23 protein-coding genes are annotated in these 20325 nt (G+C 38.4%); 11 read left to right on the top strand and 12 right to left on the bottom strand.

Annotated features, from left to right (window positions below; translation table 11 throughout):
* The 4 genes from MOB01S_RS09925 to yhhA are packed head-to-tail and all read right to left on the bottom strand — an operon-like array spanning position 1 to position 2440.
* Positions 1 to 573, bottom strand: coding sequence for a class I SAM-dependent methyltransferase (locus tag MOB01S_RS09925; RefSeq protein WP_066804732.1), 573 nt, complete (start codon positions 571 to 573; stop codon positions 1 to 3).
* On the bottom strand, positions 563 to 1168 hold the full coding sequence (yhhC, locus tag MOB01S_RS09930; protein ID WP_066804734.1) for a cyclophane-containing peptide 2OG-Fe(II) oxygenase YhhC: 606 nt from the start codon (positions 1166 to 1168) through the stop codon (positions 563 to 565). The genes MOB01S_RS09925 and yhhC overlap by 11 nt, the downstream gene beginning before the upstream one ends.
* Positions 1143 to 2270, bottom strand: a complete 1128-nt coding sequence (yhhB, locus tag MOB01S_RS09935) for a cyclophane-forming radical SAM/SPASM peptide maturase YhhB (protein ID WP_066804736.1) — start codon at positions 2268 to 2270, stop codon at positions 1143 to 1145. Before yhhB ends, yhhC begins: the two co-directional genes overlap by 26 nt.
* Positions 2270 to 2440 (bottom strand): YhhA family cyclophane-containing RiPP, encoded by a 171-nt coding sequence (gene yhhA, locus MOB01S_RS12940; RefSeq protein ID WP_369406665.1) that lies wholly within the window; start codon positions 2438 to 2440, stop codon positions 2270 to 2272. The genes yhhB and yhhA overlap by 1 nt, the downstream gene beginning before the upstream one ends.
* A 192-nt stretch (positions 2441 to 2632) precedes the next feature.
* Here yhhA and MOB01S_RS09940 point away from each other — a divergent pair, with 192 nt between their 5' ends.
* From MOB01S_RS09940 to MOB01S_RS09955, 4 genes are all read left to right on the top strand, one after another.
* Positions 2633 to 3019 carry a helix-turn-helix domain-containing protein gene (locus tag MOB01S_RS09940; RefSeq protein ID WP_066804738.1) on the top strand — a complete coding sequence of 129 codons (387 nt, stop codon included), beginning with the start codon at positions 2633 to 2635 and terminating at the stop codon, positions 3017 to 3019.
* A gap of 121 nt (positions 3020 to 3140) precedes the next feature.
* Positions 3141 to 3635, top strand: a complete 495-nt coding sequence (locus MOB01S_RS09945) for a hypothetical protein (protein WP_066804741.1) — start codon at positions 3141 to 3143, stop codon at positions 3633 to 3635.
* 401 nt (positions 3636 to 4036) lie between these two features.
* Positions 4037 to 4186 carry an STM1630 family protein gene (locus MOB01S_RS12400; RefSeq protein WP_157073966.1) on the top strand — a complete coding sequence of 50 codons (150 nt, stop codon included), beginning with the start codon at positions 4037 to 4039 and terminating at the stop codon, positions 4184 to 4186.
* Between the two features lie 350 nt (positions 4187 to 4536).
* Complete coding sequence (locus MOB01S_RS09955; protein ID WP_157073967.1) at positions 4537 to 4725, top strand: hypothetical protein; 189 nt, start codon at positions 4537 to 4539, stop codon at positions 4723 to 4725.
* A 233-nt stretch (positions 4726 to 4958) separates the two neighbouring features.
* Here MOB01S_RS09955 and MOB01S_RS09965 read toward each other — a convergent pair whose 3' ends face one another.
* A complete protein-coding gene (locus MOB01S_RS09965) occupies positions 4959 to 5459 on the bottom strand; it encodes a pilin (protein ID WP_066804750.1) in 501 nt (166 codons plus the stop codon).
* 538 nt (positions 5460 to 5997) lie between these two features.
* Positions 5998 to 7377 (bottom strand): serine hydroxymethyltransferase, encoded by a 1380-nt coding sequence (glyA, locus tag MOB01S_RS09970; RefSeq protein WP_066804753.1) that lies wholly within the window; start codon positions 7375 to 7377, stop codon positions 5998 to 6000.
* Between the two features lie 176 nt (positions 7378 to 7553).
* Here glyA and MOB01S_RS09975 point away from each other — a divergent pair, with 176 nt between their 5' ends.
* A complete protein-coding gene (locus MOB01S_RS09975; RefSeq protein WP_066804756.1) occupies positions 7554 to 9743 on the top strand; it encodes a cytochrome c biogenesis protein CcdA in 2190 nt (729 codons plus the stop codon).
* A 20-nt stretch (positions 9744 to 9763) separates the two neighbouring features.
* On the opposite strand, the gene MOB01S_RS12405 is transcribed toward MOB01S_RS09975, so the two are convergent.
* Complete coding sequence (locus MOB01S_RS12405) at positions 9764 to 9901, bottom strand: hypothetical protein (RefSeq protein ID WP_169798143.1); 138 nt, start codon at positions 9899 to 9901, stop codon at positions 9764 to 9766.
* Between the two features lie 125 nt (positions 9902 to 10026).
* Here MOB01S_RS12405 and MOB01S_RS09980 point away from each other — a divergent pair, with 125 nt between their 5' ends.
* From MOB01S_RS09980 to MOB01S_RS09990, 3 genes are read left to right on the top strand one after another with little or no spacing between them, the layout of a single operon-like run.
* Entirely contained in the window at positions 10027 to 10329 is a 303-nt protein-coding gene (locus tag MOB01S_RS09980; RefSeq protein WP_245640034.1) for a DUF3817 domain-containing protein, read from the top strand.
* Position 10330: 1 nt separating this feature from the next.
* Complete coding sequence (locus MOB01S_RS09985) at positions 10331 to 11209, top strand: energy transducer TonB (RefSeq protein ID WP_066804759.1); 879 nt, start codon at positions 10331 to 10333, stop codon at positions 11207 to 11209.
* Complete coding sequence (locus tag MOB01S_RS09990; protein WP_245640035.1) at positions 11210 to 12229, top strand: mechanosensitive ion channel family protein; 1020 nt, start codon at positions 11210 to 11212, stop codon at positions 12227 to 12229.
* Here MOB01S_RS09990 and MOB01S_RS09995 read toward each other — a convergent pair.
* A complete protein-coding gene (locus MOB01S_RS09995) occupies positions 12226 to 12963 on the bottom strand; it encodes a TSUP family transporter (protein WP_066804760.1) in 738 nt (245 codons plus the stop codon). The genes MOB01S_RS09990 and MOB01S_RS09995 overlap by 4 nt on opposite strands.
* A 374-nt stretch (positions 12964 to 13337) precedes the next feature.
* Here MOB01S_RS09995 and MOB01S_RS10000 point away from each other — a divergent pair, with 374 nt between their 5' ends.
* The 3 genes from MOB01S_RS10000 to MOB01S_RS10010 all read left to right on the top strand — a co-directional run bounded on the left by MOB01S_RS10000 (position 13338) and on the right by MOB01S_RS10010 (position 16548).
* The gene (locus tag MOB01S_RS10000; RefSeq protein ID WP_084349705.1) at positions 13338 to 14516 is read left to right on the top strand and encodes a Bug family tripartite tricarboxylate transporter substrate binding protein; all 1179 of its coding nucleotides are present in this window, start codon (positions 13338 to 13340) and stop codon (positions 14514 to 14516) included.
* A 62-nt stretch (positions 14517 to 14578) separates the two neighbouring features.
* On the top strand, positions 14579 to 15031 hold the full coding sequence (locus MOB01S_RS10005) for a tripartite tricarboxylate transporter TctB family protein (protein WP_066804762.1): 453 nt from the start codon (positions 14579 to 14581) through the stop codon (positions 15029 to 15031).
* 14 nt (positions 15032 to 15045) lie between these two features.
* Positions 15046 to 16548: a tripartite tricarboxylate transporter permease gene (locus MOB01S_RS10010; protein WP_066804765.1), complete on the top strand. Its 1503-nt coding sequence runs from the start codon at positions 15046 to 15048 to the stop codon at positions 16546 to 16548.
* Positions 16549 to 16611: 63 nt separating this feature from the next.
* Here the strand turns inward: MOB01S_RS10010 and MOB01S_RS10015 are convergent, their stop codons facing one another.
* The 4 genes from MOB01S_RS10015 to MOB01S_RS10030 all read right to left on the bottom strand — a co-directional run bounded on the left by MOB01S_RS10015 (position 16612) and on the right by MOB01S_RS10030 (position 20268).
* Complete coding sequence (locus MOB01S_RS10015) at positions 16612 to 16962, bottom strand: hypothetical protein (RefSeq protein WP_066804768.1); 351 nt, start codon at positions 16960 to 16962, stop codon at positions 16612 to 16614.
* 151 nt (positions 16963 to 17113) lie between these two features.
* Positions 17114 to 19168, bottom strand: a complete 2055-nt coding sequence (locus tag MOB01S_RS12560) for a Hint domain-containing protein (RefSeq protein ID WP_066804771.1) — start codon at positions 19166 to 19168, stop codon at positions 17114 to 17116.
* Positions 19169 to 19315: 147 nt separating this feature from the next.
* A complete protein-coding gene (locus MOB01S_RS10025; protein WP_066804774.1) occupies positions 19316 to 19576 on the bottom strand; it encodes a hypothetical protein in 261 nt (86 codons plus the stop codon).
* A gap of 5 nt (positions 19577 to 19581) precedes the next feature.
* Positions 19582 to 20268: a Hint domain-containing protein gene (locus MOB01S_RS10030; protein ID WP_245640036.1), complete on the bottom strand. Its 687-nt coding sequence runs from the start codon at positions 20266 to 20268 to the stop codon at positions 19582 to 19584.
* Positions 20269 to 20325: the final 57 nt, after the last annotated feature.

A 20325-nucleotide genomic window follows, 5' to 3' on the forward strand; every position in this document is an offset into this window, starting at 1 on the left:
TCAATACTTGGTATATGTTAGTATTCTTGCAAAATTACAAACTTCACCATTCCATAAAATATATGGCTCAACTTCAAGTAAGACGTTATCTCTTAATTGGAGAAATGGTAGAGTTTTTGGCTCCCCATCTCCAAAATGCGGAATGCAATATAATCCATTTTCTTTTAATAAATATCTAATGAGCTGAAACTTTTTCTCTACCATTTCTAAAGATGGGGTTGCATAATCAAATGGATCGCAAAAAATCAAATCAAATTTTGTTTTGTAATCGTATTCTAACCAATCTGAGAGACATGGTTCTATTCCAGAATAAGAGAGGCTAAAATTTTCTAAGTCCTCAAAAATCTCATCGGATATTTCTACAATTGTATGATGTTGTGGATTTAGGTAATTCTGAATTAATTTTGCAGAAATTCCAAGACCATAACCTATTTCTAATACTGAATTAAATTTGTATTTAGATGATAAGAATTTAAATATTTCTGAAAAATAATTCTCTTCTGAACGAGACATAACTATTTGGTTGTTCCAAATAATGATATCGTTATCTTTTTTATCAAAATTAATTTTCATAAGTTACCAATTTAGTAAAATTATAAATAAGTGTATATCTTGTTGCATTATGAATTGGGCTAACTGCATGATATGAATATGGAGATATTTCAAAAGCAAATACACTATTGTGATTTGGTATAAAAATATCTTTAATATCTGATTTATTGTCACTATTAAAAGTTTTCAATAGCCCACCAAAACTTTTAGCCCAACCATCGTTAAACTGAATGATTAGTCGGTGAGTTTCTACATCTGGCTCATTTTCAAGATAATCATTATGTATATCAATATAATGACCATCAATCAACTTATGAGCAACAACATAACAGTTATCTTTAAAATCAACATTAAATAAATTTTTCATAAAGTCTTTTAAATAATTTAATGTTTCTTTTGAAAATAAATAATGTAAATCTTTATCAGTATTTTTAATATTAAGCATAAATTCATATTGCGTATAAAAATCAGCAACAGTCAAATCCCAATTTGCTGTTTTTAGCCAATTCAATATGTCTTTTGCTTGTTTTTCTTCCAAAAAATCTTGACCATAGCAATATTGATAGGATTCAATATTTTTGTTTAGGTGCTTATTTTGTATTTTCAACATAATCATTTACGGTTTCAAAGATGGAATTAATAAGATATTTATGGTCATTACAAAAAACAGACGGGTTGTCAAATCCATTATGCTCACTCCAACGATACAAAGGCATGCCGCCACCGCAGATATGTAAAATATTACACTCCAAGCAAGTTTGTGAAGTAGGATTTTGCATTTTAATATAATCTTTATATTCAGTAGAATGCAAAAGTTGAATGACATCAAAATTTTCATCATTTACATTCCAACAAATATCAAATTTATCTGCTTTGTTTTTGGTGCTTTTTAGTGTGTCATTTTTTGTAATTTCTCCACTTGTGTCAATAATAAGAATTTCAGAAATATCTAATCCTGTACCCTCTTTTTGACTTTCTCCGCCCATGATAGTTTTGACAATATTATCAAAAACAGCAATTGGAATTGGATTTGCATCATTAAAATATTGTAACCACATATCACTTAACCATTTGCCATACTCTAAAGAGTTATAATTTGATTTTCCAAAAGGGTAATGATCGTGATTACCATCTCTCATTAAAAAATTAACACTGGGAACATTTAATTCTTTAAAAAATTTGTAAACCTTTTTTGGGTTACTGAAAGGATTGATGACTGCTAATAATCCTGTAAAAACTGATTTGGATTTTGGATGGTTTTGGACAAGATTTATTTTTTCAATAATTCTGTCATAAGTCCCCTTACCTTTGTGGTCAATTCTGTTTGCATCATTGACAATCTTATCGCCATCAAGACTGATTGCCAAAGTTGTTTTGTACTTATGGCATAATTCAATGATTTCATTTGTAATAAGCAAACCATTTGTTTGAATTGATATGGTGGTATAATCAGGAAGATTTCTTCTAATCTCTTTTAAGAGATGTTCTAATCTATCTTTTGGTAATAACAGTGGTTCTCCACCGTGTAACACAATGGCAAAGCTATGACCTTGATATTGATATATGTTTCTTAATGTATTGATGATATTATCAATTGTATCAATAGACATTAATTTTGGATTTTCTTTCCAACCATCATCGCCCAAATTATAAACATAACAGTAGGTGCAATTAATATTACACCTACTAGCAGTCTTGATAAGAACTGTATCAACCATTACTGACCACGATTGTGTCTATTGTGGGTTCTATCGTATCTTGTGTGTGGGCACATCAAATGAATTTTGTCATCGGAAATTTCTTTAATTAATCTGGTTAACAAAGGATGATTTTTTACACCTTGCAACCCATTGCTAATATTAGCTTTTGGTAGTGTAGTTGTCTGCATGGCACTTCTCCAATATTCTCAGGTGTTTAGCATTGATTTTAAAACATAAGACAAAATCTTATCGCAAAAACAGCTTGTTTTGTTCGCCATTTCATCTTATAATCTCTACTATCTATGATAGATATTATAGTTTTGATTGCATAACTTATCAACATACAAATCCGTTACCAAAACCCACAAATAGGACACTTTATGACTACGCAAGATAACATTCGCCAATATAGAGAAAAGCTGGATATGACTCAAGAACAAATGGCAGAAAAATTACACTTAACCAAAAATGGCTATGCCAAAATTGAACGGGGAGAAACCGCTTTGACAGTGGCAAGATTAGAACAAATTGCAGGTATTTTTGATATTGATATGAGTGAATTATTAAAAGAAAAGAGTGAGTTAAATTTATTATTGGGGGATAATAACCATTCAAATTTTCACAATCATTATTATAATCAAACCCAAGAAATAGAAAAATTACAGATGACTATTGATTACCAAAAAGAATTATTAACCCACAAAGATGAGTTATTGGCTCAAAAAGATAAAGAAATTGATTTATTAAGAAAGTTGTTAAATCAATAGTTGTCCGTGCTCCCTATAAACCGCTCCAAGCCATGTCAATTTGCAACTAATGCAAGAACGCTATCCAGAGGTGGAGTTTCGTAGCACTCGTGAGCATTGATATTAATATGAAGTGGGTAATATGAAAATTAAAACCGCGATTCGTGGTATTTTTATCACTGTTGTTTTGGTTTGTATGTTACCCATCATGATTTATTCTTGGGTGGATAGGTTTAAAAACCCTAAATTTCATGCACCCATCAAATTGGATTATGATAAAAAGCAAGCCGAATTACAACAAATATTAGATGCCATTACAATAGGCTTGCCCCAATTTAATAAAAGAGAGGATTATAAAAAGGTCAGTGCAAAAGCTATTGCTATTACTTATCATTATTACAATCCCAAAACTAGCGATATTAAAATATTATTAGACAACATTCAAAAAATTGCTGATGTTGAATTGAGCTATTCTGATACTTCTAGCCATTCTTTTGCTAGAAGGTTCTGTATTGGTGAAAATACAATATCGGTAGGCGATTATCATTTTGACAATTTATACCAAATGCATTTGTATGTCGGTTTTTATAAATATGATGATTGTCGTCGCTTGGTTTATAAAAATGGTCATAAATAAGAATGAAATGATAATGTTGTGATTTTTAAATTTTAATACTAAAACAACTGTTGCAATTAATGAGTGCTAATGGCTATATTTACATCAAAGTTGGTAATAACAGGCACGAATGCCTAAGTATGCTTGCCAATAAATAAAAATTAAATCTCTCTCACTTAATAGATGAAACAGTATCCAATATGCTTGCTGAATACAAATCAAAAAACACTTTAAAAATAGAATCAAACAAGGCGGATATTAAAATATCCATTAATATTTTAGATAAAACTTAAAAGTATTTATCATTCTTATGATTGTCTAGTTTTAGTTAAATTTTTATGACTATTCCTGTTGTATTTTGAGTTATTAGGTGAAAGCTTATTGATAAATCATTGGTTGGATATAATTTAATTATTGTAGTTATGCCAAATAATCTTAATAAATTTGTTGCATCATCTGTTTCCATGGCGTATTTGGCGGTATTAAGCTGGGCAACGGCTTATGCTTATGGTTGGGGGCAAGCAGTCTATCACGGCTATCCGTGGTGGCATGTTGTTCAAGGGGTAGTATGATTGCCAGAAGCCTTGCTTATGTGTGGTGCTGTATCTATGGTTTTGGTGGTGGGTTATTTGATTGCTTTTTGGATATTTAGATTTATCAAAAAAGCAGTGGGAATTTTGCAACATTCTGGCTTGACTTATCATTTGGGTTTTTTAAAAATATTTATTTTATTAATGGTGGTTTCTACCCCCATTGTATCATTATTATATTTTTATGTTGGGATTTTATCTTTGTACTGCCTTACTGGATTTTTTTATTAACTTTATTTATTTCTTTGATTTTTCATAAAGTAGGCAAGAGCATTAATTTTTCTATCAGTCTGAAAGATTTGATTAGTAATGAAAAATACTATCAGCTTTTTATGGGTTTTATTTTTGCTTATGTGGTCATTTCTGTATTTACGATAGGTTATTTGCGTTCGGTATTTTTTGTTGGTTATGACATGATTAAAGTGGACGGTCAGCATTATTATATATTGGCGATTAATGGTGATGAGGATTTTATTTTGGGTAAAAAGATGAAAAATAACGATTATTTTGTATTTTTTTAATCGCAAAGCACTCAATCATTATACCATTCACATCACGCCAGCACCATATTTACCATTTAAGCATGGCTTGTCAGTACACGACACAAATCAGCAAATGCCCATCAATGTTTTTGATTGGGTTGATTTTGGGTTGGCTATGTTTTATTTTAGGCAATCACTCTATTTTATGATTAAAATAGCCCAAAAAAACACCACCCCAATCGGAGTGGCGTTTTTATATCTATTATTAGATATTAAATAGATGCTACAGTTTTGCAACCAGTAGGAGTGAACTTCTCTTTGAAGCCTTTAGCGGAACCTTTAGCAACTTCACAAGTCCAGTTACCATTGGCATCACGTTTTTGAGCGATTTCAGCACCTTTGATGTCGTTGTTAGCACGTTGACCAAGAGTAGCTTTCAATACAACAGTATTTTGAGCCGGTGTATAGGTCAAGCTAAGACCTGCAGTACCTGGTGCGATTAGGTTTGAACGAGCATTTTGGCTAGTGTCAGAAGAAGTTAGACCAATGTTCTCTTTTGAAGTGCTAGATGCTTGGCTTAGTACAGGAGTTTTACCTTCAAATAGAGCAGCATCTACAGCAGTTTTACCAGCAGCTAGCTCACCTACTACACGAGTAGTTTGTGATTTAGAGATGTAGTCTTGGTAAGCTGGTAGAGCGATTGCAGCTAGGATACCGATAATAGCGATTACAATCATCAATTCGATAAGGGTGAAACCTTTTTGAGCGTTCATATTGAACTCCTTCGTTCAAAAGTGGGCGAGATTGCCCGAGTTGTTTAAATTAATTAGTTAGTGTTGTTTTGTATTAACTAACTGGACACCCATACTGTTGCATAGCCTGTGCCAATTTGGACGATTTTTTGGGAAATGGGCGAGGATTGAGGTAAAATTGCTCAAATTTTGAGCTATTTTCAATAATTTTTAAAAAATTGGTGTATTTTTAGACAAATTTGGGGTGAAATTTTTTACATGCGTGAACAAAGTGACATAATTTTTACATCATTTGGCTGACAATTTTTGTCAAACGGAGCAGTTTGGTGAATAAATGTATTTTTGTGAAAAAAATTGGGCAACAAATTTTGTCAATTTTCAACAGGGGGTAGGGTGGGGTGAGAATTTTTGTCAAATATGGGGTGTTTAAAATTGTCAGTTGGACAAAAATAGGCAAAAATGAGATGTGGTTGATGTGTTGATGATGGCAGAAAGCAAGGATTTATTCTTTAATAAAGAAAAAATCCGCCACAAGGACGGATTTTGATGGGTGATGAGCTTATTTTTGTAGTTTGCTCATCGCTTTTTCATAAAACTCATTGAATTTGTCTTTGGCGGTGTGGACAAATTCGCTGTCGGCTTGTTCGTCAATCATGTCGCTGATTTTGGCGAACAGTTCTTTGGTTTTGGAGTGTTGGTACACAGGCAGACGTTTGCACACTTCGGCGACTTTGGCACGCACTTCACTGATGACTTTTTCGTCACCACGAGAGTCTAGTACATCACAGACCCAACCAGCAAGTTCACGCACATCGTCTTCTTTGAAACCACGAGTGGTAATCGCAGGTGTGCCTAAACGAATGCCTGATGTTACAAAGGGGGATTTGGGGTCGTTGGGGACAGAATTTTTGTTTACTGTAATATGGGCATCGCCAAGCCATTTGTCAGCATCTTTGCCTGTGATGTCTTGTTTGATGAGGCTGACGAGCATGAGGTGGTTTTTTGTACCGCCAGAGACCACATCATAGCCACGAGAGATGATAACATCGCTCATGACCTGTGCGTTTTTGATGACTTGCTCTTGATAGGCTTTAAAATCATCACTCATCGCTTCTTTGAAACAGACCGCCTTACCAGCGATGGCGTGCATGAGAGGTCCACCTTGAGCACCAGGGAAAACGGCAGAGTTGAGTTTTTTCTCAATCTCTGGATTGGCTTTTGCCAAAATAAGTCCAGAGCGAGGACCTCTTAGTGTCTTGTGAGTGGTGGTGGTAACGACATCGGCAAATGGCACAGGGTTTGGATAAAGTCCTGCTGCCACCAAGCCTGCCACATGTGCCATGTCTACAAATAGATAAGCACCGACTTCATCGGCGATTTCACGAAACTTTTGCCAATCCATCACTTGTGAATAAGCTGAAAAGCCTGCGATAATCATTTTGGGCTTGTGTTCACGAGCCAGACGAGTGATTTCTTCATAATCTAGCAAGCCATTTTCGTCAATGCCATAATGCACTGCCTTATATGTTTTGCCAGAAAAGGATACGGACGCTCCATGTGTCAAATGTCCACCGTGAGCCAGACTCATGCCAAGCACGGTATCACCTGCCTCTAATAAAGCAAGATAAACAGCATAGTTGGCACTTGAACCAGAATGGGGCTGTACGTTGGCATAATCTGCACCAAACAGAGCTTTGGCACGGTCAATCGCCAGTTGCTCTACGATGTCTACATATTCACAACCACCGTAGTAGCGTTTGGCAGGGTAGCCTTCGGCATATTTGTTGGTGAGGCATGAGCCTTGGGCTTGCATGACCGCAGGCGAGCAGTAATTTTCGGAGGCAATCAGCTCAATGTGGTCTTTTTGGCGACGACTTTCGCCATCAATGGCGGCAGCAAGTTCTGGGTCATAGGTGTGTAGGGAGATGTCTTTGAACATGGGGGTGTTCCTATATTAAAGGTAGATTTGGCTAAGTGTAGCATATTTTGGCAAAAATCTCACGGATATTTTGGTTATTCCCAATTAGAATATTGATATTAATTTTAAACAAAATGCTACAATTTGCTTAGTTGTTTTTGACTATAATACGCCATTTTACCTACCTTTGATTTACCATGAAAAAAAATGCCTTAATCATTGCTTTATTTGCTGTGCTTGCCTTGCCTGCTTATGCCGAAACAAACGTCCAAGCAGACAAACCTACAAGTTTGTCTGGTTTATTTGGACAAAAAAAGAGTAAATTTTTGCCCGTTCATCAGGCATTTGGCGTGAGTGCCAGCCAAGATGGGGACAAAGTTGTAGTGCGTTTTGCCGTTACGCCTGAACACTATGTTTATGAAGATAAATTGAGCCTAAGTTTGCCAGAGGGTGTAACAGCAAGTGCATGGCAATTTAGCCAAAAGCCAACTACGGTAGATGACCCAGAGTTTGGGCGTGTGGCGGTGTTTGAGACCGATGTGGTGGCAACAGCGGTACTGACAAGCAAAACCGACCTAAAAGATGAAAATATCCGCATTAAATGGCAAGGTTGTGCCAAAGCAGGACTGTGCTATCCACCAGAGACGGTGAATGTGGCGGTGAATTTGACTGCCAAAAATGCCGACAAATCCGCCCAAAATACAGACACAGGCAACACTCCCCAACCTAACCAAAAATCCGAACCAAAATCCCACCAAACAACCCAACCTGTCAAGCCCAAAGCTGATAAGGTGGCGGACAAAAACAAAGTACAAGACGAAACACAACCAAATGATAAACCATCTCCACTGGTGCAAGCCATCAAAGAACCTAGTGCCAAAACTAATGATGATGGCATCACCAGTCCAAGCAAAGCCAGTCTAGCCAGTGAGCAAGATGCACCTAATGTGGCAAATGACACCCTAGCGGACAACACCCAATCTACCACGACACTAGTAAATGACGTAGATGATGGTATGGACAATGGAGAGGCAGACGTTTTTCAAACAGACTCGGCAACGGTGGTCAATGTGGCAAATACAGCTGACCAAACTCCATCGTCAACCAGTCAAGTTGCTACCCCTACCAATGCACTTACGCATACCACTGCCACAAGCGACCCTTTTGGTGTAAAAAATAATCCTGTGTGGGCGTTGGTGTTATTGTTTTTGGCGGGATTGGTGTTGTCGTTGACCCCATGCGTCTATCCGATGATACCTATCGTGGCAAATATCGTGGCTCGTGGTCAGGGACAAACAACCGCCAAAAAAGGTCTGGCATTGTCATCAAGCTATGGCTTGGGCGTGGCAACCGCTTATGGCACGCTTGGGGCAGTGGTGGCGTGGTTTGGGCAAGCTATTGGTATCACGACATGGCTCCAAAACCCTTATGTGCTAGGGGTGTTCGCCCTGATATTTGCGGTACTGGGGGTGGCGATGTTTGATGTGATACGTTTTCGTTTGCCATCATTTATTAGTAACCGTTTACAAAATCAAGCCCAAAAAGGCGATGATAAACTGGGCAGTTTGGGTGGTAGTTTTGTTGCGGGGGGCTTGTCGGCTCTTGTGGTGTCGCCTTGTGTGTCTTTGCCGATGGCAGGGGCATTGACGGCAGTGTCAGCGAGCGGTAGCGTAGGTTTTGGCTTTTTGGCGTTGTTTTTGTTTGGGCTTGGCTTGTCATTACCACTTATGGTGGTGGGAGCGGTACAAGGTAAATTTATGCCAAAAGCAGGCGAGTGGATGAACCGTGTCAAAGAGTTTTGTGGATTGTTGCTCCTTGCGGTGGCGGTCAGTTTGCTTGAACGTATGATTTTTACGCCCATCATGCTCATCATTTGGGCAGGGTGGTTTGGTGCGGTGGCGGTTTGGTTCTTTAAAATTGGCAAACTGCCTACCCAAACATTTGGTCTGCTCTCTGGTATTTGGACTGTCATACTCATGGTAGGTGCAAGTATGGGTAATACAGATGCTTGGCGACCACTTGCCAACACACACCAAGTAGCACAAATTTCCACCCAAAAAGCCGATGTAAAAATTACCACGCTTAATGAGCTTGATGAGGTTTTGACCAAGCATGACAAAGTACTGGTGGACATCACGGCTGAATGGTGCATTGAGTGTCGTATCATGGAGCGTACATTGTTCACTAATCGTCCTGCTGTACTTGGTGATTATCAAGTTGTTAAACTGGACATCACCGAAACCACTGATGCTAGCCGTGCGGTGCTGGCTCGTTATCAGCTCTTTGGCCCGCCTGCGTTGATTATTTATCAAAATGGTCAGCTTAAAGAAGTGCTACTGGGCGAAGTGAAACGTAGCGATTTTGAGATGGCATTAGCAAAATACTGATTTTTTAAATATGGTAAATTCTATTCAAAAACAAACAAAGGTTTTTTGTTCATGGTGAGCTTGTCAAGCCATGACAAAAAACCACCCCGCCCTTTGATAGACTCTGGGCGAACGGTTTTTTGTATGATTTTGATGTGAATTAGGTATAAAATCATCACAGACAGGGCGACCTGTCTTTTTTTATTCAACCCTAAAAGTTACAAAATTTGAACAAAGACTATCCATAAGAGATAAAGTCATTTATAATATAGGGCATTTTTGACGTGATGAACTTGGAAAGATGATGACAACTTTTTTACGCATAGTCAGCTTTTTAGAAGGGGTGTCCTTTATTTTGTTGTTGGGCATTGCCATGCCACTCAAATATATGTTTGACAAGCCCTTTTTGGTGTTTTATGCGGGCATATTTCATGGCGTGATGTTTTTGGTTTTTGTGGTGTCGCTATTGGTGGTTTGTCAAGTAAAAGGTTGGTCATTAAAGGTGTTTTTGTTGGGATTTGTGGCATCATTTATACCTCTTATGCCCTTTTGGTTTGAGCGTCATATCTACAAATTAGACTTACAAGATGATGAAGAGTTGGAATAATATGCTATTTTCATCAAAGACCAACACCGCCACGCTCATTCCCTCAAAACCTGACCGAGACATACCAATAGCACTTGTTGTATCGGTGGCATTGCATACTTTTTTGATTTTTGGGATTGGGTTTAGTATGGGCATCACACCCGACCAGATGGCACAAGAAGTTGCTACGGTACTTACCCAAAATACCGACCCTAATAAAGACGCAGTTTTTATCGCCAATGCCAGTCAAGAGGGGAGTGGGGAAGTGCGTCAGCAGTTACGCCAAGAAACCACCGAAATCAGCCCTGATACGTCCGATGAGATGGAAGAGACTCAAGACATTATCAACTTAGAGCGTCAAACTCGCCAAGAAGCCTACCAAAGAAGCTACTTGCGTACCACCATGTCGGTGCGTTATGTGGATAGTGAAAGCGACAACGACAACGAAAAACAACAAGACAACCTAGAAGTCCAAGAAGAACGCATTCGCAAAAAAATCCGTACCCTAGAAGCACAGTTGTCCCAAAGACAGCAAATGTTTGCTACAAAAACCAACACCAAAACAGTCAACTCCAACGCCACCACACATGGGCAAGCGGCAGATTATCTTGAAAACTTTCGCCGTCATGTTGAGCGTGTTGCCAACCAACATTATCCTGAACAAGCTCGTATCAACCGTATTACAGGAGACGTACGTTTGATGGTGGTGGTGTCGCCTGATGGCTATGTCAAAGCCATTCGCCTGCTAGAATCGTCAGGCTCACCTATTTTGGACGAGGCCGCCAAACAATCTGTACGCCAATCTGCTCCTTATGGACATTTTGATGAAGGTATGGGTAAAATTAGCGAACTTCGTATCATTCGTACATGGCGATACAGCGACCAGATTTTGGTGGACTAAATGACGATGCAAACAGTACAAGAAACACAAACAGCACAAGCACCCCAAGAGACAACTGAGGTTTTAAAAACGGTGGCAGAAGTCAAAGAAATCGCTCATGAGACTGCCAAAGAGGTTGCTACTCAAACTACCCAAAATCTAACTCAAGCCAGTGATTATACATTAAATTTGTTGGGCGTGCCAGTTGATACAGCCACATTGCTTGGCAACTCCACCACATTTGCCATCAAACTGTGCCTTGCCATATTGATATTTTTTGTGGGCACATGGGTGGGCAAACATTTTGTCAATGTTGCCAAGCGTGCCATGCAAAAAAGCGCACTAGATGCGACAGCTGTTGGGTTTTTAACCAATCTTTTGTATGGTGTCATGGTTGCTGCTGTGGTACTTGCCTCACTCAATCAGCTTGGTGTGAGTACTACCTCTTTTGTGGCGGTGCTGGGTGCTTTGACTGTTGCCATCGGCGTGTCTTTAAAAGACCAAGTATCCAACTTGGCAGCAGGCGTGCTGATTGTGATTTTTCACCCATTTCGGCGTGGTGACAGCGTGGAGATAGCTGGCAAAATAGGGCGTGTGGAAGAGATTACGCTTGTCAATACTCGCATACGTACACCCAGTAATCATGAGGTTATCGTCCCAAATGGCGACATCATGACGTCTGCCACCACCAATTTTAGCTCTTATGCCAATCGGCGTATTGAAGTTGTGGTGGGGATTGGCTATGACAGCGACATCAAAAAAGCCCGTGAAATCATGCTAAAACTCGCTCACGCACACACTGACGTTCTAAAACAACCTGTTGCTGATGATCCTGTGGTGCGTGTTACAGCATTGGCGGACAGCTCGGTCAATCTCACCATGTATCTATGGACGACCAATGATAAATGGTTTGCCATGCAGTGTGATTTATTAGAAGAAATCAAATATGCCTTTGATGAGCATGGCATTAATATCCCTTTTCCCAATCGCACCGTTCAAATTGACAATTTAGAAAAAGTATTATCATCACTCAAACCCTAAAACGCAATCCAGCCAAATTTGACGGCGTTGTCATAAATAATTTTTAAGGCGATGATTGTCAATATATAAGGCAGGGCGGTTTTTACCCAATTCATCGGCAAACGATTGCGTAATTTAACGCCAGCCCACGAGCCGAGCGAAGCAGATACAACCATAAATAAAATCACCTGCCAATATTCAAAAAAAGCAAATCCCAAAATCACATAAACCGTCAATTTCAATACATGAATGAGCGTCATCATGAGCGAACCGACAGTAACAACCACATCGTTATTGTCGTATTTTTTCATCAATAATGGCATATGCAAAGGTCCGGGTGCTCCAACAAACAAACCAATCCCTGTTTGTAAAAATCCGATTAAATAAAAATTTTCCAAACTTTTTAAAAGGCGGTTGATGGTTTTTGACCATTGTGTCAGTAAAATATAAATGGCGATGAATAAGGGAATTAAGTCTAATTGAACAAATTTTACTGCGGTACCAAAAAATACTACTCCCACCACCGCTCCGACAACAAAGGGGCGAAAATAAGTAAAATCAAGCTCTTGACGACCGAACCACACACGACTAATGTTGCTAGCCAACTGGGTTGTGCCATGAATGGGAATGATGGCACTGGCAGGCAAAAACATTGGCATCAGCCCCAATAAAATCGTGCCACCCCCAAGCCCTGTAATGCCTGCCAATGTGGAGGTGAAAAAGTTGATGATACCCAAAATCAAATCGTTTAACATGATATGAAATATCCATATATAAAAATGGAAATTAATTTAACAATATTTCTTATAAAATACAAGCCATATCATTTATTTATTACCCCATTTTTTTGTTAAATATGTAATAGTATATCTTATATATCTTTTAATTGATAGATTAATAACTATTGGATTATAAAAAAATGACATAATTTCATCAATTTTGTGTATTTTTTTGTTGCAAAATATTTTTTATTTCTATATGATAAATGACAGTTTTGTAAGTAACTATTTAATGATTAAAGATAGGTTATTACAAGATGAATATTGGATTGATGCCCAATAAAATCATAATTTCAGGCAGAATGCATGATTTTGTTGGGATTTTTATACCTTAAAATTTGGAGTGGTATATGAAAATTTTTAAATATGGAGCGGTTGCTCTATCCATTTTGGCTCTGACTGCGTGTGGCGGTGACAAGCAACAAGCCCAATCAGGTGCAACAACTGGCGATGTTAGCGTGGCAGGCGAAGCCCCAAAACGTCCTGAATGTATCGCCCCTGCCAAACCGGGTGGTGGCTTTGACTTGACCTGTAAACTTGCCCAATCAGGATTGCAAGATTTGGGGTTGATGGATAAACCCATGCGTGTCACTTATATGCCCGGTGGTGTGGGTGCAGTGGCGTACAACAAAATCGTTGCCAATGACCGCAAAAACGGTGATGCGATTGTGGCATTCTCCACAGGCTCTATCCTAAACCTAGCCCAAGGCAAGTTTGGTCAGTTTACCGAAAAAGACGTACGTTGGCTTGCGGCTGTTGGTACAGATTATGGTATGGTTGCTGTAAATGCTAACTCACCCTACAAGACATTAACTGACTTGGTTGAGGCACTTAAAAAAGACCCAAAATCTGTATCTTTTGGTGCAGGTGGTAGTGTGGGTGGTCAAGACTGGATGCAAACAGCACTTTTAGCAAAAGCGGCTGGCATTGACCCTAAAACCATGGGTTATGTGGCGATGGAAGGTGGTGGTGAAGCAGTAACTGCTGTGCTTGGTAACCACATTCAGGTGGTTTCAGCAGGTCTTGCCGAAGTCATGCCTCACGTCAAAGCAGGTAAACTAAGAGTGCTGGCAGTGTTTGCGTCCGAGCGTCTAGAAGGCGAGGGCTTTAAGGACATTCCTACTGCCAAAGAACAAGGTTTTGATATTGAATGGCCTGTCATTCGTGGTTACTACATGGCACCAGAAGCATCTGATGCGTCATACAACTGGTGGAAAGGTCAATTTGACAAAATGCTAGCCGACCCCAAATTTGCCGAACTTCGCACCAACCGTGAGCTACTACCATTTGCCATGACAGGCGATGAGCTGACTCAATATATCTATAAAGAAACCGAAGAGTTGCGTGCTTTGTCAGCCGAGTTTGACTTGGTGGAAGCGGGTACTGCTCCTGCTCCAAAAGCCGATGCACCAAAAACAGAAGAAAAACCTGCTGACGCTCCCGCCGAAGCAAAGCCTGAGGAAGTGAAAGCTGAGGACAAGCCAGCAGAAGAAAAACCTGCTGACGCTCCTGTTGAAGAGAAAAAATAATCATCATTGTATGATGACAAAACCAATCCTGCTTTGGGATTGGTTTTTTAAAAGGAAATTTTATGGTAGATCGTATATTTTCAGGGTTGTTACTCCTTGTGTCGCTGATTTTGCTTGTCATGGCATGGGGATACACTGCACCAATTTCTTATGATCCGATAGGACCTCGTCCTTATCCTGTCATAATTCTTGTATTGCTTGCGATTTTAACAACAATCATCGCCTTTCGTCCTGCCAAACTTGCTGAAAAAATAGAATTGGGATTGACCAAGCCTATTATTAAAAATCTAGTTATCTGCACCATTGCATTAACATTATATGCCGTATTGTTTGAAATACTTGGTTATATTGTCTCTACAACTTTGACAGCGTGGGTGATGGGTGTACTGTTTGGTGGCAAAACAACCAAAGCTTTTATTGCTTCATTGATTATGGCGGTGGCAACTTATTATTTGTTTAATGGACCGCTAGAAGTTAGTTTGCCTGCGGGTGTTTTAAGACCGATTTTGGGGTAACTGTGGAGTAATTTATGGAAACTTTAAACTTTTTAATGCAAGGTTTTGCCGTTGCAACCACTCCACAAAACCTATTAATTGCACTATTTGGGGCATTTGTTGGGACGATTGTTGGCATGCTTCCAGGTCTTGGACCGATTAATGGTGTGGCAATTCTACTTCCAATTGCCTATGCGATGGGTTTACCGCCTGAGAGTGCGTTAATTTTGCTTGCTGCTGTTTATCTAGGCTGTGAGTATGGCGGGCGTATTTCAGCGATTTTGATTAACGTGCCAGGTGATGCTGCGGCGATTATGTCCACACTAGATGGTTATCCACTTGCCAAACAGGGCAAAGCAGGCATTGCCCTGTCCTTATCTGCTCTAAGCTCATTCATTGGTTCTATGCTTGCTATCATAGGCGTGGTATTATTTGCACCGATTTTGGCAAAATGGGCAATCAGTTTTGGTCCTGCTGAGTATTTTGCACTCATGGTGTTTGCTTTGACCTGTCTTAGTGGTTTGGTAGGAGATGCCCCCTTAAAAACAGGTGTTTCAGCTGTGATTGGTCTTTTGCTCGCGACGGTGGGTGTGGATGCAGTTACAGGGGTTTACCGTTTTACATTTGGTTCGGTTAGCTTGTCTGATGGTATTGCCTTTACTACGATTGTCATTGGTTTTTTTAGTGTGAGTGAGATTCTTATCATGCTAGAAAAAACCAGTGCAGGGCAAAAAGCGTTGGAGCAAGGCAAGCGTGGCATGGTAAACCTAAAAGAGTTTATGTTCTCTTTGGGGGCGATTATTCGTAGTGGTTTGACAGGTTTTGTGGTGGGTATCTTGCCAGGTGCTGGTGCAACGATTGCCTCTGCCATGACTTATTCTAACGAACGCAAAATCGCAGGCGAGAATGGTAAATTTGGTGATGGCGACCTACGTGGTATTGCAGCACCTGAGGCTGCCAACAACGCCTCTGCTTGTGGTTCATTCATTCCCATGCTGACGCTTGGTGTTCCTGGTTCTGGTACGACTGCGGTAATGATGGGTGCATTGACACTCTACAATATCACACCGGGCCCTCAGTTGTTTGCCGAACAACCTGACATCGTGTGGGGTTTGATTGCTTCATTGTTTATTGGTAATATTATTTTGTTGGCATTAAATTTGCCACTGGTGAAATTTTTTGCCAAACTGTTGGATATTCCAAACTATATCCTAATCCCTGCGATTGCAGCAGTTAGCTTTGTTGGGGTGTATTCTATCCATAGCACCACATTTGATTTGATTTTGATGATTGGTTTGGGAGTGTTTGGGTATTTTCTGCGTAAGCTCAACTTCCCACTATCTGCCTTGATTTTGGGTTATGTATTGGGTAATCTTATGGAATCCAACCTACGCCGTGCATTGTCTATCTCACAAGGTGATGTGGCGATTTTATGGCAAAGTGGCATTTCTATGACATTATGGGTGCTTGCCATCATCATGGTGATTTTACCAATTTACCGTGTCATTAAAGGTAAAAAAGTGAAAAAAATCCACTAATCACCACAAACAAAAATCCGTCCAATAGGGCGGATTTTTTTTGTTTATTCATAAAAGTGGTAACTAGATAGAGGCTTTGTATTGGCTAAATTTACCAATCCAACCATCATCGGTATATAATTCACCACATAAACCATCTGAAATTTCGGCAAGATTTTTATCATCGCTTAAAATTAAACAATTGTCAGAATTTTCAAACATAAAAAGCAGATTATGCAATGTCTTATCAACCAAATAAGTAGATAATTCTTTTAGTAACAAAATTTCATCTGGCGATAATTGTGAAATTCTTTGATGAAATACAATGTCTTGCTCTGATTTGACTTGTCCAGAGATGAGTTTTTCTAGATTAGATAAAACAGGGTCTCTAACATTGCAAATAAGATTTTTGCCAAACTCTGATAATGTATACATGATTTGTCCAAATAATATGGATAAAGTTTTGATTTTGTAAGCCAATGTCAAAATGGTGTGTAATACGCACTGATTCGTACAAATATTTATAATGGTGCGTATTACACGCACCGTTTAGGAAATTGGGCTTAAAATGGTGCATAATACGCACCTACGATTTATCACGAACCCATATTCCAGTATCTCCAACAAAATAGGTATGATAATCCTCTACTTCAATATTATAGACGTAAGCTTCGTAAATTTTTTCATAACTAATACCCGCTTTGATAAGCTTTTCATATTCTTCAGCATCTTGAGAGTTAATAATTAGTCTCTTTTTCTCAGTTTCCATCAATGTGCTGGTTGATATAGATGTTAACGAATTTAATTGTGTACCTTTCCCATCAAGCACAATAGGATAGTCTCCACCAAAATCAATAACTCCTATAGCTTCCTCAGTATTAAATATTAGTACATAATTTGGCAACCGCGGTAGAGTCCCCAAAATTTTATTATCATCTCCAAAGGTATTAACATAAGCAATTTTTCCGTCAGATGTTCTTAGACTATGTCGTGAACATCCATCAAGCTCAATTGCCTGCTCCCAACCTATTGCATCTCTTGTAATTACTTCTTTACCATCTTCAAGAATTTTATGTTCAATCAGCGTATCAATCCAAAAAGGATGGTTTTCTGTACAGAAAAAATATCCACTACCTCTTTCAGTTAAATAGTCGACATAAATTATTTTTTCTTTTTCCTTAGATTTAAAAGTGCTCAATATTCGTTTATAAGCCAGCTCACCCTCTGGCTCGTTTTCGTGGCGTGATAACACCATATCACCAACTTTTAATTTTTCAATCGGTACTAACCCCTTATCTGTATGCACTAATGTACCTGCCACAAAACAAGCGTCATGTTTAGTTTCTAGCTTTAATTCATTAACATCAAAAGCCTCATCATATATTTTTTTATTTAAAGCCTCGCCTGAAAGCGGATTTTCTTTGTCAGTAGCTAAATCAGCATAGTGACTTGGGTTTAGATTTAATATTTTCTGTGCGTCAGCCGAAACATAGGCAGAATGATATAATTTCTTGCCTTTTGTTACAGGTTTTGTACCTGCTAATATTTCATCTTTAGTTGTTACAGGCATTGATTCCCCATGGAATGCTTTTGCCTCAGGGCTACGCATAAAGCCTTCGTTATTAAGATTATCAAGCAGTTCATCTTCGCTAAAACACCCATTGGTGTTATGTACCCAAATGCCATCATGACCAACAAAATAGGTATGGTAATCTGCTACCTCAAAGTTATAGACATAATCCTCATAGGAATTCACCACTGCATCATAATACTCTGAAACTTGCTCATGTAAGCTTATATCAGACAATCCAGCATTACTTCCATATTTTGTAATATTATCTAAAGCTTTTTTAAATAGTTCCTCATTAACAATTCTGTTTTCTCTAACTATTCTCCCATTCACAATCATTGGAGAATACATTATTGAAGACAAAATTTGTGTGGTATGAATTTCTGGGTCTAAATCTTGATTCAACCTAACATTTAATGTCTTATATAATTCTACATCTATTAAAAACGGTGAATTCTGATTGAGATGCAGTATCGAATCACTGGTTTTTGTATTTAAAGTAGCGATTTCTTTTTGATAGCCTTCTGCAGAATCTGCCAAACTAATAAAATGGTAGCCATCCGTATCAAAACGTACAAACTCTACATTCTCTATACCATTCCAGCCTTCCCCATGATGATCAATACTTTGTACATACGCACAGCCTGTTGGATAATTTGGCAAGGTGCGTACAGGTAAATAAGCATAATCATCGAGTGAAATCACATCTCCTGATACTGAAACTAGATGTCCTGCTGGTAAGTCTTCTGCGGCTAACCATTCTCCTTCAAGTTGATTATTTACATTTTTCGTGGGTTTTTTAGTCACATAAAATGGATGCAGTGCATTACAAAATATATAGTTTTTACCTTTTTCACCACGTTTATCTGCTGACTCATTAAAGTATTCAACTTTATATATTTTTTCTTTATAAGCAGATTTAAAAGTACTAATAACAGGTTTATAAGTTGTTTCACCTGAACCATCTTCGGCTTTAGATAGAACCATATCACCCACTTTAATCTCTTGAATTGGCACTAATCCTTTATCGGTATGTACCAAAGTACCAGCAGGAAAACCTTGATTTGACATTATGACTGTCCTATTTTTAAAGAAATATTGATTAAAAAAGCATTATAATAGCTTAAAAATTAAACAAGACTCTAGACTACCAAACTCTAAAATAATCACGCACAAACTGCCATATTGAATCTGATGGTTTACCTATGGCTGTTTGTGTTATGTACGTACCCAAATGCCATCTTTACCAACAAAATAAGTATGATTATTTTCAACCTCGATATTGTAAACATAGTCCTCATAGGAATTAATAGGGGTATCTGTGTAATACTCCATACTAAAATGCAAGCTCTCACCATAGGTTTCTGGCAAATCCTTACCATACTTCTCTAATCTAGCCAAAGCTTTTTGAAAGGCGACTTCATCAATGATGCTATTTTCCTTGAGTACCTTACCATCTACAATAAAAGGTGCATACATTGTATCTAGAAAAACTTTTTAGAGCGATAATGTTTCATCGTATCTTGGGCAAGTCTAACACGAAGTAGCCCATAGTCTTCAGGATGATATGAGATTGGCTCTTTGTTACCTAAGATTTCTGTTGGGTCAATGATTTCTGAGATACCAAAGCTGTTTTTAAAAGATTTTCTTTCTTCATCATTGCGTCCAAAGCTAATATAAGTGTATTCTTCTGGATTGAACTTGATGAAAATAACATCGCTTAGATTTGTTGGACTCCACGAATCGTGCTCTTCTAACCGCTGTGTGTAGCCATAACCATTCGGAAAAGATGGCAATGTCCGCACAGGTAAAAAGGAATAGTCACTAAGCTCGATAATATCTTTATTCGCTGAGGTTAAATAACCTGCTGGTAAGTCTTCTGCCGCTATCCACGAGCCTTGATTAGCGTTTGGTTGCTTAGTAACCCAAAATGGGTGATTAGCTGTACATAGGATGTAAGATGTACCACCCTCGCCTCTTTGATAAGCTGTTTGATTGAAATATTCAACTTTATATATTTTTTCTTTTTTCTGGGATTTAAATGTACTAATAATAGGCTGGTAGCTTAGTATATCATCACCATTTTCTGGTCTTGACAAGACTTTATCACCAATTTTTAAATTCTGAATTGGTACTAACCCCTTATCCGTATGCACTAATGTACCAGCCACAAAACCAGCATTATGTTTCGTTTCTAGCTTTAACTCATTAACATTAAAAGCCTCATC

Source organism: Moraxella oblonga NBRC 102422 (assembly GCF_001598275.1).
Taxonomy (GTDB): Bacteria; Pseudomonadota; Gammaproteobacteria; order Pseudomonadales; family Moraxellaceae; genus Moraxella; species Moraxella oblonga.